Annotated in this window: 10 protein-coding genes and 1 riboswitch; of the genes, 3 read left to right on the top strand and 7 right to left on the bottom strand. The window is 69.8% G+C overall.

What is annotated here, in order from left to right; translation table 11 throughout:
• Nucleotide 1: 1 nt before the first annotated feature.
• The 4 genes from IM689_RS01470 to IM689_RS01455 all read right to left on the bottom strand — a co-directional run bounded on the left by IM689_RS01470 (nucleotide 2) and on the right by IM689_RS01455 (nucleotide 5,292).
• A complete protein-coding gene (locus IM689_RS01470; protein ID WP_193642579.1) occupies nucleotides 2-1,174 on the bottom strand; it encodes an amidohydrolase in 1,173 nt (390 codons plus the stop codon).
• A complete protein-coding gene (locus IM689_RS01465) occupies nucleotides 1,174-3,138 on the bottom strand; it encodes a S9 family peptidase (protein ID WP_319803751.1) in 1,965 nt (654 codons plus the stop codon). Before IM689_RS01465 ends, IM689_RS01470 begins: the two co-directional genes overlap by 1 nt.
• Complete coding sequence (locus IM689_RS01460; RefSeq protein WP_193642578.1) at nucleotides 3,135-4,661, bottom strand: circularly permuted type 2 ATP-grasp protein; 1,527 nt, start codon at nucleotides 4,659-4,661, stop codon at nucleotides 3,135-3,137. Before IM689_RS01460 ends, IM689_RS01465 begins: the two co-directional genes overlap by 4 nt.
• Nucleotides 4,662-4,956: 295 nt before the next feature.
• Entirely contained in the window at nucleotides 4,957-5,292 is a 336-nt protein-coding gene (locus tag IM689_RS01455) for a DUF4235 domain-containing protein (protein WP_047310552.1), read from the bottom strand.
• A gap of 105 nt (nucleotides 5,293-5,397) precedes the next feature.
• Nucleotides 5,398-5,507, top strand: a riboswitch (TPP riboswitch).
• Between the two features lie 61 nt (nucleotides 5,508-5,568).
• Here IM689_RS01455 and IM689_RS01450 point away from each other — a divergent pair.
• From IM689_RS01450 to IM689_RS01440, 3 genes are read left to right on the top strand one after another with little or no spacing between them, the layout of a single operon-like run.
• On the top strand, nucleotides 5,569-6,687 hold the full coding sequence (locus tag IM689_RS01450; RefSeq protein WP_193642577.1) for a thiamine ABC transporter substrate-binding protein: 1,119 nt from the start codon (nucleotides 5,569-5,571) through the stop codon (nucleotides 6,685-6,687).
• Nucleotides 6,651-8,381, top strand: a complete 1,731-nt coding sequence (locus IM689_RS01445; RefSeq protein ID WP_319803750.1) for an ABC transporter permease — start codon at nucleotides 6,651-6,653, stop codon at nucleotides 8,379-8,381. The genes IM689_RS01450 and IM689_RS01445 overlap by 37 nt, the downstream gene beginning before the upstream one ends.
• Complete coding sequence (locus IM689_RS01440) at nucleotides 8,378-9,421, top strand: ABC transporter ATP-binding protein (RefSeq protein ID WP_193642576.1); 1,044 nt, start codon at nucleotides 8,378-8,380, stop codon at nucleotides 9,419-9,421. The genes IM689_RS01445 and IM689_RS01440 overlap by 4 nt, the downstream gene beginning before the upstream one ends.
• On the opposite strand, the gene IM689_RS01435 is transcribed toward IM689_RS01440, so the two are convergent.
• The 3 genes from IM689_RS01435 to IM689_RS01425 form a co-directional block, all read right to left on the bottom strand.
• Nucleotides 9,325-10,200, bottom strand: coding sequence for a glycerophosphodiester phosphodiesterase family protein (locus IM689_RS01435; protein WP_193642575.1), 876 nt, complete (start codon nucleotides 10,198-10,200; stop codon nucleotides 9,325-9,327). The two genes, IM689_RS01440 and IM689_RS01435, sit on opposite strands and share 97 nt — an antisense overlap.
• 138 nt (nucleotides 10,201-10,338) lie before the next feature.
• Nucleotides 10,339-11,934, bottom strand: a complete 1,596-nt coding sequence (locus IM689_RS01430) for an aldehyde dehydrogenase family protein (protein WP_193642574.1) — start codon at nucleotides 11,932-11,934, stop codon at nucleotides 10,339-10,341.
• A gap of 375 nt (nucleotides 11,935-12,309) precedes the next feature.
• Entirely contained in the window at nucleotides 12,310-13,155 is an 846-nt protein-coding gene (locus IM689_RS01425) for a thioesterase family protein (RefSeq protein WP_193642573.1), read from the bottom strand.
• Nucleotides 13,156-13,238: the final 83 nt, after the last annotated feature.

Genomic DNA, 13,238 nt, shown 5'->3' with positions numbered 1-13,238 from the left:
GTCAGCCGCGGGCGAAGGCGTCGAAGAGGCGGGCGCCGTCGGCGAGTGCGTCCTCGTCGAGCAGGAACCCCGGGTGGTGCAGGTCGGTCTCCTCGCCCTTGCCGGAGTGGACGCCGAAGCGTAGGTAGACGCCGGGCACGGAGTCGAGGTACCAGGAGAAGTCGTCGCCGCCGGAGGACTGCTCCGCTGTGCCGACACCCTCCTCACCGAACACCGAGACGACGGCCGCGCGCGCCCGCTCGGCGCACTCCTCGTCGTTGATGACCGGCGGAGGCCCCTGGGTGTACGTGACCTCAGCCTCCACGCCGAACGTGGCCGCGATCGACGCGACGGACGTCGTGACGAGTTCCTCGCCGATCTCCCACACGGCACGCTTCGCGCTGCGCAGCGTGCCCCACATCTCCACCTTCGCGGGGATGACGTTGACCGCACTGCCGCCGTTGATCGAACCGAACGTCAGCACCGCGCCGGCGCGCGGGTCGACGCGGCGGTCGAGCGCCGCCGTCAGCCCGGTGACGATCTGCGCAGCGGCGAAGATCGTGTCGCCCGTTTCGTGCGGACGGGCCGTGTGACCGCCCGACGACGTCACGGTGATGCCGAAGTTGGCGTTCGAGGAGGTGATGGGGCCGGCGATGACTCCGACCTCACCGGTGGGACGGTGTGGGTCACAGTGCAACCCCATGAGCTGCGTCAGACCGTCGGTGACGCCCTCCTCGACGCACTTCTTCGCACCGCCGGGCTGTGTCTCCTCGGCCGGCTGGAAGATGAGGCGCACGGGCTGCGGGGGCGGGTCGGCCACGAGCAGCGACGCGGCGCCGAGCAGCATGGCCGTGTGCGCGTCGTGCCCGCACGCGTGGCTGACGCCCTCGTTGGCGCTCGCGAAGTCGAGCCCCGTGTCCTCCGTCATGGGCAGGGCGTCGATGTCGGCGCGCAGCCCCACGACGTCCTTCGACGAGGCTCCGTCGGCGGCGGGAACGTCACACCACAGACCGGTGCCCATGTCGAAGCGGTGAACCTTGAGGCCCATGTCCTCGAGCACTGAGGCGACGTAATCCGTCGTCTCGTGCTCCTCGTACGAACGCTCGGCGTTCTCGTGAAGCCACCGCCGCCACTCGACGACCTGCGCGGCGAGGTCGCCCCCCGACGCCTTGGAACCTTTGCCTCGACCGAACATCAGCCCAGTACCTCCTCGAGAAATGCGACGACCCGGTCACCGAGCTGGTGCCGGTTGGCTCTCTTGACGAACTCGTGGCCCTCGTCCTCGAACAGGAGCAGGTCGGTGCCCACCCCGTTCGACTCCAGGACGGCGATGGCCTGACGTGTCTCGTTGACGGGCACGTTGGTGTCGTGCGCGCCGTGGACGAAGAGCACGGGAACGATGACCTCTCCCAGCCCGTGGATCGGCGACAACTCCTGCAGCAGTTCGCGCTCCTGCAGGGGGTGGCCGTACTTCGGCAGAGCGGCGACGGCGATCCACGGCTCGGTGTCGCGGTAGAACGTTTCGAGGTCGCTCATGCCGCAGGCTGCGATGGCGCCACGCCACAGCTCGGGGTGACGCACGAGCGTCGCGAGGGTGAGGTAACCGCCGTACGAGCGTCCGCTGACCACCATCTTCTCGGGGTCGGAGATGCCGGTCTTCACGAGGTGGGCGACGGTGTCGGCGACGTCGTCGATGGCTGACAGGCGCGAGTAGCGCTCGTCGGCGTGGCTGAACGCACGCCCCTGGCCGGACGAACCACGCACGTTCGGCGCGACGACGGTGTAGCCCGCGTCGACGGCCTGACGCAGCACGTTGTTGTAGCTCGGCCGCGACTGCCCCTCGGGGCCACCGTGGAAGTAGACCATCGTCGGCGCGGGCTCGTCACCGCAGCGGTAGACCCACGCCGTGAGCTCGAGGCCGTCGCGTGCGGGGTAGCGCACGAGTTCGGGGACGAACGTCGCGCTGCCGGCGTCGACGAGCACGGTGAGGGGACGTGAGTCAGCCTCGTCGGCCTGGGGGTCGGGCGCTGCCGTTTCGCCCTTCGGCTCCGCGCTGTAGCGCGCGAGCGGGCCGGGCGCGCCGATGGGCGGCCTCGGATACTCGGGCGACAGGTTCGCGCCGGGCTCGTCGCCGGTCCACGTGCCGTGCGCGACGTCCCAGAGCACGACGCGCGGTGGGAACTCGGGGCCCTGCACACAGAACGTGAGCAGCCGTCCGTCCGCGGTGAGGGACGGCGACGTGACGACGACCTTCGGCAAGCGCGGCGCGGGGAGTTCGCGGGGTTCGCCGTAGCGCAGGTCGAGGATCTGGATGCGGCTGCGACCGTCGTGGTTCCACAGCAGCGTGGCGGTGGAACCGTCACGGCTGACGGAGAACTCGTCGAGATCGGCGTCCGCCCGGGCGGCGAGTTCACGGACGTCGGTGCCGTCGGGGCCGACGCGCACGTCGAGCAGACGGAAGCGTTCGCCGTGGTGGTCGCTGCGCACGAGGGCTCGCATGACGCCGCTCTCGTGCCCTGCGTCGAGCACGACGCCGGCGTCGGTCGTCGACCCGGGGTCGGGCGGTAGAAGCGGCCACCAGGCGCCGCCGACGTCGACGCGCAGCAATTCGCGGTGGCCACGCGAACCGACGCGGAAGAGCGCCACGCCGTCGCGGACGTGGACGAGTTCGCCGCCGACCCGCCGGTCGACGACGCGCACGTCCTGGGTGACGGCGGACAGGACGCGACCTTCGGCCAGACCCGAGTCGTCGATGGCGGTGAGGGCGAGTTCGACGCCGTCCCAGCAGACGATCTGCACGGTCGCGTCGGTGAACTCGAACGGGTTGACGGCGCTCTGGTCGTCCGGGTCGGTGGTGAACAGCCAGATCTCCTCGCGCTCACCACCGTCGGGGCCGACCTCGCAGGCGATCCAGTGACCGTCGTGGGAGTACGCGACGTTGCGCACCGGGCCCGGCGTCGGGATGGGCACGGTGCGTTCGGGGCCGGCGCCGACGCCGTCGGGCGTGGCGAGCGGACGTTGCACGGCGTGCGGGTAGCCGTCCTCGTCGATGACGACGGCGGCGAGCAGCTTGCCGTCGGGGGACAGGCACGGGTGAAGGGAGTGGCGGACCGACGGCCGGGCGGGCGAGGTCTCGCTCGTTCGGGGGTTGAAGCTCACGACTTGATCCAGGTGTCCTTCCCGCCTCCACCCGCGGAGACGTTGACGATCATCGTGCCCACCGGAGCGACTCGCGTCATCGCGGTGGGCGCCGTCTGGGCGATCGTGCGCGAGGGGTCGTCCGGGTCGGGGCGTTGCATGACGAAGGCTCGCAGATCGACGTGACTGGGCGCGAATGCTCCGTCGGAGAGGGCCGGCAGTGTGGAGAGCGGGATGATGTCCTGCGCGACGAACCGCTCCGGCGTCTCTCGGATTTCGCTGCGTCGCTCCTCGAGTTCGTCCTCAGAGCACTCGGGACCGACGGTGATGCCGGTGCCGCCGTAGCCGTCGATGGGCTTGACGACGAGCTCGTCGAGCCGGTCGAGGACCTCCTCGCGCTGCTTCTCGTCGGAGCACAGCAACGTCGGCACCTGGCCGATGAGGGGTTCCTCGCCGAGGTAGAAATCGATCATGTCGGGCACGAGTGCGTAGACGGCCTTGTCGTCGGCGAGACCGTTGCCGGGGGCGTTGATGATGGTGACGGCACCGGCAGCCATGACGTCGCGCAGTGTTTCCCCGAGCTTGCGCCCGTCGGCGCCCTCGGAGCCGAACAGTTCCTCCTCGCCCATCCGCGGATTGAGGAGGTGGACGCGGCGGCGTTCGTCACCGTCGAGGCGGTACAGGATGCCGTCGTCGACGAGCAGCTTGTCGGCGGTGACGAGGGCCGCGCCGATTGCGCCACTTACGAGGTTCTGCTCGTACCACGTGGTGTCGGTTTCACCGGGGGAGACCATGCATAGGCCGAGTTCGTCGTCGGCGTTTGCGCCCTCGACGAGAGCTGCTGCCGCGAGGAAGGCTTCGCGCAGGATGGGGTAGGCCTCGCGGGGGTGACGCAGTTTGCCCGGCGTGGGCAGGATCTCGGCGAAGTGGTCTTCGAGGATGCGCCGGTTGATGTGGCTCATGCCGAGCCCACCGGGCATCCGCAAGTTGTCCTCCAGGACGATCCATTCGCCGGCGGAGGGGGAGACGAGGTCGAGCCCGCACAGGCCGGCGCGGACGAACCCTTCGGGCACCTTGTGGCCGTCCTTGGAGTAGCCGGGCGCGCGGCGCAGGGCCTCGCGGTCGATGCGGCCGGCTTTGAGGATTTCGCCCGGGCCGTAGACGTCACGCAGGAACAGCTCGTGCGCGCGCACGCGCTGTTCGAGGCCGGCGCTGATCTCGGCCCAGCGTTCGGCGGTGATGATGCGGGGCGCGATGTCGATGGGGTAGGGGCGGTTGCCGTCCTTGGAGTTGATCGTGACGCCCAGTTCTTCGAGGTCATCGGCGGTTTCCCGGAGGCGCGCGGTGAGGCGTTCGGAGCCGAGGGCTTCGATGCGGCCGAGGACGGTGCAGTAGTCGGGCCGCATCTTGGCGTCGTCGGTGACGGATTCATCGTGCACACCCTCGGTGGCGGGGATGTAGTCGCGGTACGCGGAGAACGCGCCGGGAACGCCCTCGTGGGGGCCGCTGTTGGTGGGGTTTTCACCCGCGGACGTCGTCGTCATGCGATGACGCTACAGCGCGTCGCGGTGCGGCGGAAGGAACGCGAAAACTCCCGTCATGACGCGTCGTAACACTTCACCCCAAAGGGGGAGAAAAGCCTTGCGGTACGACGATTTGGGCACCGCACGAAGGGAAACGATCAACCCGGCGGGTATGAAGAGCTGGGTACGACAACGGGGCCGCAACACTCTTGAGTGCGCGACCCCGCTGGAAGCGGACTCCCCCGAGTGCTGTCGCACCGAGCGTGACGGCCGAGCCTGCGAGGCCGTCACGCTCGGTGCGACAGCACGAAGGGAATCACTTCATGACGACGACAGGCGCCTGGCTCTTGCCCTTCTTGGCTTCCTTGGCCTCTTCCTCGGCGCGCTTGACGAGCGCCTGCGGCGGGTGGCCGGCGGACTTGGTGTAGTAGTCGGCTGCGCGACGCTCGGCGTACATCTTGGCGGCGGCGAGGGCGCCGGTGGAGATGGCGGCGTAGATGGCGGCTTCGAGGATGCCGGCGTTCGGGTCCTTGGCGCTGCGCGGGCTCTTGCCGGTGGCGGTCTTCCAGCCCTTGGTCGCGACGGTGGTGGCTGCCTTGCTGGCGACGATTCCGGCGCCGAGGCTGAGTACCTTCCAGACGAGGTTGCCCATGTTGTCTCCCCTTCCAAGGGTGGTCAATGTCTTGTGCCCATATTCGCAGGCGGTGTTGTGTGTTCGCCAGTCGTGCGGGCCGATTGGTCGACGTGTAATGTCGCCTGCGAACGACAGGGGAGCGCACGTTGCGCTGAGATCGTGCCGAGGTAGGGCACTAAACCCTCGAACCTGAACCGGTTAGCACCGGCGGAGGAAGTCGAGACTCACCCGTTCGTGCGCGGCTCGTGCCGCTTGCGGGCGTGGTCCCTCACTCGAGGTGAGGAGGACGTCGTGATGAGCAAGTTCCACGTGACCGAGCGGACGGGTGGTTCCCACCCCGTCCCGACGACGGTGGCTGCGCTGGTGGCCGGTGTTGCGGTGTTGGCGACGTCGGCGTGCAGCGTCAGTGACACGAAGACGACGTCGTCGGCGTCAGCGTCGGATGCGAAGAGCAAGACGGTGACGCTCGTGACCCACGAGTCCTGGGCGCCCGACAAAGACGTCATGGACGAGTTCACGAAGCAGACCGGCTACACCGTGAAGGTGTCGAAGTCGGGCGACGCGGGCACCCTGGCCAACAAGTTGGTGCTCGCGAAGAACAATCCGACGGGCGACGTCGTCTTCGGCATCGACAACACGTTCGCGTCGCGGGTGACGAAGGAGGGCGTGCTCGAGCCGTACACGTCGAAGGCTGCCGCTGCGTCGACGTCGACGTACGACCTGCCGGACGGCCAGGGCAAGGGCGTGCTGTCGCCCATCGACACGGCGTCGGTGTGCGTCAACGTCGACGACGCGTGGTTCACGAAGAACAACAAGAAGAAGCCGGCGAGCCTCGACGACCTGACGAAGCCGGAGTACAGGAACCTCATGGTGGCGCCAGGCGCCTCGTCGAGTTCGCCCGGCATGGCGTTCTTCCTCGCCACGGTCGGCAAGTACGGCGAGAACGGCTGGAAGCCGTACTGGACGAAGCTCATGAGCAACGGCCTCAAGCTGACGTCGGGCTGGAGCGACGCCTGGAACGTCGACTACACCGCCGGTGAGGGCAAGGGCAGCCGCCCGATCGTCGTCAGCTACGACAGTTCGCCGGCGTTCACGGTGGACGGTGCGGGCAAGTCGACGACGTCGGCGCTCGGCAACACGTGCTTCCGCTCGAACGAGTACGCGGGCGTCATCAAGGGCGCGAAGAACCCCGAGGGCGCCAAGGCGTTCATCGACTTCATGAACGGCAAGAGCTTCCAGAAGTCGTTGCCGAACTCGATGTACGTCTTCCCGGTCGACTCCTCGGTCGAGCTGCCGCCTGAGTGGGCGAAGACGGTGAAGCCCGCCGAGAAGACGATCGACGTCTCGCCGGCGCAGATCGACGAGAAGCGTCAGACGTGGCTGACGCAGTGGAAGGACGTCACGTCGAAGTGAGCCGTGACGGCGTGGCTGCGCCGGCAGCACGAGCACGCGCGGGAGCCTCGTCGTTCCCGCGCGTGCTCGTGCTCGCGTTGCTCGCCGCGGTGCCGCTCGTCTTCCTCGGCATCTTCTTCGCGTGGCCGGTTCTCGCGATGGCGGTGCGCGGCGTCACGGGCGACGGTGGGGGCGTTGACCTCGCGGGTGCCTGGGACGTCGTCACCCGCCCGCGCACCCTGCGCGTGCTGTGGTTCACGTTGTGGATGGCGGCGCTCGCGACCTGCTGCTCGGTGGCGCTCGGGCTGCCCGTCGCGCACGTGCTCTACCGCTTGCGGGTGCCGCTGGCGGGGCTGTGGCGTGCCCTCGTCGTCCTGCCGTTCGTGTTGCCGACGGTCGTCGTCGGCGTGGCGTTCCGCTCGCTGTTCGCCCCCGGCGGGCCGCTCGCGGCGCTGGGGTGGGACGGAACGTGGCAGCCGGTGCTGCTCGCGATGGTGTTCTTCAACATCTCCGTCGTCGTGCGCACGGTCGGGCCGATGTGGGCCTCCCTCGACCCGCGCACCGCGCAGGCGGCAGCCGGCCTCGGAGCATCGCCCGCCCAGGTCTTCCGGACGGTGACGTGGCCGGCGTTGCGTCCCGCCGTCGTCAGTGCCGCGACGGTCGTGTTCCTCTTCTGTTCGTCGGCGTTCGGCATCGTGCTCATGCTCGGCGGGCTGCGTTACGCGACGCTCGAGACAGAGATCTACTCGCTCACGGTCGAGTTCCTCGACCTGCGCGCCGCCGCGGTGCTCTCGACCGTGCAGTTCGCCCTCGTCGCGCTGTTGCTGCTCGGCGCCGAGCGGGCCCGCTCGGGTCTGCGGCGCAGTGATTCCGTTGTGCGCCGCGGCGTCGCGGTGGCCGACGAGCCGCGCCGAGTCACCCGATCCGACGCCCCGGCGCTCGCTGCCACCCTCTTCGCCTTGGCTCTCGTCGTCACACCTCTCTTCACCCTCGTCCTGCGCTCGCTGCGTGACGGCGACGGCTGGTCCCTCGTGCACTACCGCGCGCTCGGCGGAGAACTGGCCGCCCTGGCCGCCCTCTCGGTTTCGTGGCGCATCGCCCTCGACGCGGCTCTGCTCGCGCTCGCGCTCGGCGTCATGGTGTCGGTCGTCGTCTCGTGGCGGGCTCGCACGCCGCGCGGCCGCCGCGTCATTGCGGGCCTCGACGCTGCGTTCATGCTGCCGCTCGGCGTCTCGGCCGTGACGGTCGGCTTCGGTTTCCTTCTCACCCTCGACCGTCCGCCGCTCGATCTGCGCAGCTCGCCGATCCTCATCCCGATCGCGCAGGCCACCGTCGCGCTGCCGCTCGTCGTGCGCACGCTCGTACCCGTGCTGCGCTCGCTCGACCCGAGGTCGCGTGAAGCCGCGGCCGCCCTCGGCGCGAGCCCGTTGCGCGCCTGGATGACGGCCGACCTGCCACACCTGTGGCGTCCCTTCGTCGCCGCGGCGGGGTTCGCCCTCGCCGTCTCGCTCGGCGAGTTCGGGGCGACGGCGTTTCTCGCCCAGCCCGAGTCGCCGACGCTACCGGTGCTCATCTATCAACTCCTCGGCCGCCCCGGCGCGGGCAACTTCGGCGCCGCGATGGCAGCTTCCGTGTTGCTCGCGACGGTGACGGCCCTCGTCATGGCTGCCGTGGAACGCATCGGCGGCAGCGCCGCGGGAAGGATGGACGGATGACGCAGCCCCAGGATCGGGAGGACGCCGGAGGCCTCGAGGTGACGGACGCCCGCGTCACCTTCGCCGGCAACGCCACACCGGCACTCGACGACGTCTCCCTCACGCTGCCGCGCGGGCGCGTGCTCGCCGTGCTCGGCCCGAGCGGCTGCGGCAAGTCGACGCTCCTGCGCGCCGTCGCCGGTCTGCAGGCGCTCGAGGCCGGGCGCATCGCCTTCGCCGGCACCGACGTGACACGCGTGCCCACCCACAAGCGAGACTTCGCGCTCATGTTCCAGGACGGGCAACTCTTCGGCCACCTCGACGTGGCAGGCAACGTGGCGTACGCGTTGGCGCGACGGGGCGCACCGGCCGCCGAGCGTGATGCCCGCGTGGCCGAACTGCTCGACCTCGTGGGGCTCTCGGGGCTCGAATCACGCCGTCCGGCAACGCTTTCGGGCGGCCAGCAGCAGCGGGTTGCGCTCGCGCGGGCGCTCGCCGCGCGCCCCCGGCTGCTCCTGCTCGACGAGCCGCTGTCGGCTCTCGACCGCTCGCTGCGCGAACGCCTGGCGGGCGATCTGCGCTCCGTTCTGCTCGCCGAGGGTGCGACGGCCCTCTTCGTCACACACGATCACGACGAAGCGCTCACGGTCGCGGACGACATGGCGATCATGCGCGACGGTCGCATCGTTCAGCACGGCTCGACGCGCGAGGTCTGGGCTCACCCGGTGGACGAGGAGACCGCTGACTTCCTCGGGTTCACCACGCACCTCACCCCGGACGAGGCACAGCGACTCGGCCTCGAACGCGCTGCCTGGGCGCTGCGGCGCGGTGGCCTGCGGGTCGTCGGGGTCGACGCCCCCGGCGCTCTGCCCGGAAGGGTCGTGCGCGTGTCGGCGTCGGGCGAGGCGACGCACGTCAGCGTCACCCTCGACGCGCTGCCGGGACGCGAACTGGAGGCGATCGCCTATCCGAGCGATGACGCGCCGACTGCCGCGACGCTCGACGAGGGCGCGCGTGTCGGAGTCCGCGTCAGTTCCTCGGGGGCGGTGCGCTTCGGCTGAGCGCGCACGAGCGGCGAACCTTCGGGCGCCGTCCACGCGCCGCGGGCGACGAGCACCTCACGCAGCAGGTCCGGTCGGTCGGTGATGACGGAGTCGACGCCCGCGTCGAGGTAGCGGGTCATCTGGGCGCTGTCGTTGACGGTCCACGTCACGAGGCGAAGCCCGGCGTCGTGCGTCATGTCGACCAGGCGTGCGGCGGCTCGCGCATCCGCCATCCACGGGATGCCGCCCAGCCGGGTGGCGATGTGGGCGGCGAACGCGCCGTGAAGCACGCGCCGCGGGGCTCGGGTGCCCGTCTTCGCTGCACCCATGAGCGTCAACAGGCCGCGCCAGCCGAGCGAACGCGCGCAGCCGGTCGTCTCGGCGACATCGCGCAGCCAGGTGTCTCGGCCGTCGGCGACGCAGACGCGCTCGGCACTGCGCGTGCGGCGCACGGCGTCGACGAGTGGGGCCGCTGCGCGCACCGTCTTGAGATCGATGAGGAAACTCGCGTCGGGAAAGGCGTCGAGCAGGGTGTCGAGGCGCAGGATCGGCTCACCGCCAACCCGGACGGCGCGCAGTTCCTCCCACGTGAGATCTCGCACGCGCGCGTCGATCCCGGCCGTTCGCGCGAGGGTCGCGTCGTGAAAGGCGAGCGCAACACCGTCCTTCGTCACCTGGACATCGGTCTCGAGCAGGCGCAGGCCGAGGGCGTGCGACATCTCGAACGCGGCGAGGGTGTTCTCGGGCGCGAGGCCGGCGCCGCCCCGGTGGGCGAACGCGATGTCGGTGAGGCTCACGTGCTCACCGTCGCCGACGCCGTCAGCGACACGCCAGGGGCTTCACCGAGAGTTTGCCGGACGTTGCGCGACCCTTCCGCGCGGTGCAACGTGCCCTCCGACCGCAGGGGCCGGAGGGCACGTGGGGAGAGCGACGGATCAGCTGCGCTCGGGGTAGCGCGAGTGCTCCGGGAAGTTGCCGTAGAGCATCTCGCCCTCGGGCCCCTCGGTCACGGCCTGCACGAGCAGTTCGCCGCCGACGAAGCAGCCGAGCCACGAGGCGCCGTACCCACCGAACGGCTCGGCCTTGTCGCCGCGCGAGCGGGGCTTGTTGATGCCGACCTTGAACGCCTGCAGTTCGCGCGCGAGGCGTCGTGCGAGCACCTCGTCGTCACAGGCCAGGCTCGCCACGAGCGCACCGTTCGACGCGTTCATCTGGGCGAGCAGCTCGGCCTCGGTGTCGACGACGACGATCGTGTCGATCGGGCCGAACGGCTCGGCGTGCATGAGCGAGCTGGCCGTTGCGGGCGACAGCAGCGTCGTCGGGGCGACGTAGGCCGAGGTGTCCTGGCCCTCGAGGAAGCGCCCGCGCGCTTCGACGTCGGCACGGTAGATCGGCACGGCGCCGCGGTGCATCGCGTCGTCGACCTGCTCGCTCAGCTCGCGGGCCTTGGAGGCGCTGATCATCGGGCCGAAGTCGAGTTCCGGCAGATCGTCGTCGTCGTTCTCGACGGCCAGCGGGTGGCCGAACTTCAGCTCCGACACGATGGGCAGGTAGATCTCGAGGAACGTGTCGACCAGCTCGCGTTGCACGACGTAGCGCGGGTACGCGGTGCACCGCTGCTTGCCGTACTCGAAGCCCTTCTTGAGGTGGGCGGCCAGGCCCTCCCAGTCGGAGAAGTTCCAGATGCCCCAGGCGTTGAGACCCTCCTGCTCGAGCATGTGGCGCTTGCCGGTGTCGACGAGCTGCGCGGCGATCTTGCCGCCGTTCGAGCGTCCACCGACGAAGGCCATGGCACCGATCTCGGGTGAGCGCACGAGCACCTCGGAGAGGTCGGCGCCGCTGCCGGAGATGAGCGTCGCGGGCAGTCCCTCGCGCGCCATCATCGCGTGCGCGAGCGTCAGGCAGGTCGCGCCGCCCTGCGAGGGCGTCTTCGCGATGACGGCGTTGCCCGCGAGCATCTGCACGAGCTCGGAGTGCACGAGCACCGACATCGGGTAGTTCCAGCTCGCGATGTTGCTCACCGGCCCCTCGAGCGGGCGGCGGCCGTCCATCATCGAGTCGATCTCCTCGACGTACCAGCGCACGCCGTCGAGGGCGCGGTCGACATCGGCGCAGGCCAGGCGCCACGGCTTGCCGATCTCCCAGGCGAGCAGCAGCGCGAGGTCGTCGCGCACCTGGGTCATCGCCTCGACGGCGGCGAGGACGCGCTTCTTGCGCTCGGCCAGCGGAACGTCCTGCCACTCGCGGTGCTGTTGCGTCGCGGCGTGGACTGCGGCCTGAGCCTCCTCGACGGAGAGCTTCGGCAGGTTGATGAGCGAGCTGCCGTCGACGGGGCTCGTCAGCATCTCGTCGGTGCCGTTGGAGAGCCACTCACCACCGACGAGGTTCTTGAGGCGGCCTTCGCCGAAGGCCTCCGGGGCGGCGGTGGCGGCGCGGTCGAGGACCGAACTCCACTCGGTGCCCGGCTTGACGTGCAGGGCGTTGGGCAGGGCGGCGAGCGCTGTGTCGTGCTCGGCGGGCAGGGCAGTCATGGGGACTCCTCACGCGTAAAGGGTGCGCAGGACGGCCACTCGAGCGAGTCACGAAACACGTGATCCGGGTACGCGTGAGCGGCCATCAATTGGGGTTAATCGAACGCCGGGATCGCGGTGGGCGATAAGGGCGGACATCCCGACGAAGGCGGGATGCTCGTCGATCTCCTGGCCAAGTGGGTGCATGACGTTCCGGAGCAATGTCGACGAAGTCGTGCCGGGCGCCTCGAAACGTGGGAGGCGTCGTGCACGGCCTGTGCTTTGCAGTGCCACGACTGTAGCGAGCCGATTCGATTCTGTGTGCCGAATCGCGACAATCGGCGTTGTCGCGCCGATGATGCTGGGGCGGGTCGCCGCAGCAGATCAACCCTTGAATCAGCCCTTGCTCGGCATCTCGCGCACGGTGAGGCTCTGCGCGATGCGCCCGACGGGGCCGTGGATGTCGTGCAGCGTCGTCATCGTCACGCCGAGGCCGCTCTCGCCCATGGCAACCGTCGTGTCGAAGCCGGTGGCCGTCGGGTCGGGCCGGCGGAAGAGGTGGACGGTGAGGTCGACGTTCGGGAACATCCACTCGCGCGGGTCGACTCGGACGGCAATGCCGTTCGCGCCGTCGATGACGCACAGGAAATGCGTCGTGGGGCTGATCTCCTCGCCCAGGACGCTCGGCAGGTCGGTGCGCAGCCACGTGCGGTTGCGGCCCGGCACGTAGCCGGGAGGTGCGTCGAAGCGCTCGACGGAGCGGATGAACCCGCCGGGCCACATCTTCCCCATGTCGACGCGTTCGCACTCCTCGATGGGAGGCAGCGGTTCGAGGCCGGCGCCGGCGACCGGCGAGGAATCTTGAACCGACAGGCGCCACGCGCGCGCCACGATGATGAGGCGCCCGTCGACACTGAACTCGGCCTCGACGAGTTCGATCGTGCGGCCGGGGCGGATCGTGCGCACGCGCACGTGGGTGGGACGCAACGGGATGAAGCCGTAGACGTCGAACGTCACCTTCGCGAGCTGCATCCCCTCACGCGGCTCGTGACGCTCGATCTCGTGCACGATGAGCCCGGCCGACGCCGCGAGGTGCTGCTCGGCCTCGTTCCACGCACCCTGGACGTGGATCGTCGGCTCGAACAGCCGCCCACCGTCGTGCTCGCCCAGCGGGACGAAGTACGCGTCGACGTCCTCGCGGGGCGTGAACTCGGCGGTTTCGGGGGAGGTGCTCGCAGCCATGCTCACACCCTAACCGCCCCCGACGTGGCGCAGACCACACCCCCGGTTCGGCCTCGAACACGCACGAAGCGCGGGTGAGAGGA

It is taken from the genome of Dermacoccus barathri (genome assembly GCF_015070805.1).
GTDB lineage: Bacteria > Actinomycetota > Actinomycetes > Actinomycetales > Dermatophilaceae > Dermacoccus > Dermacoccus abyssi.
This window is presented reverse-complemented; position numbering and strand designations above follow the sequence as displayed.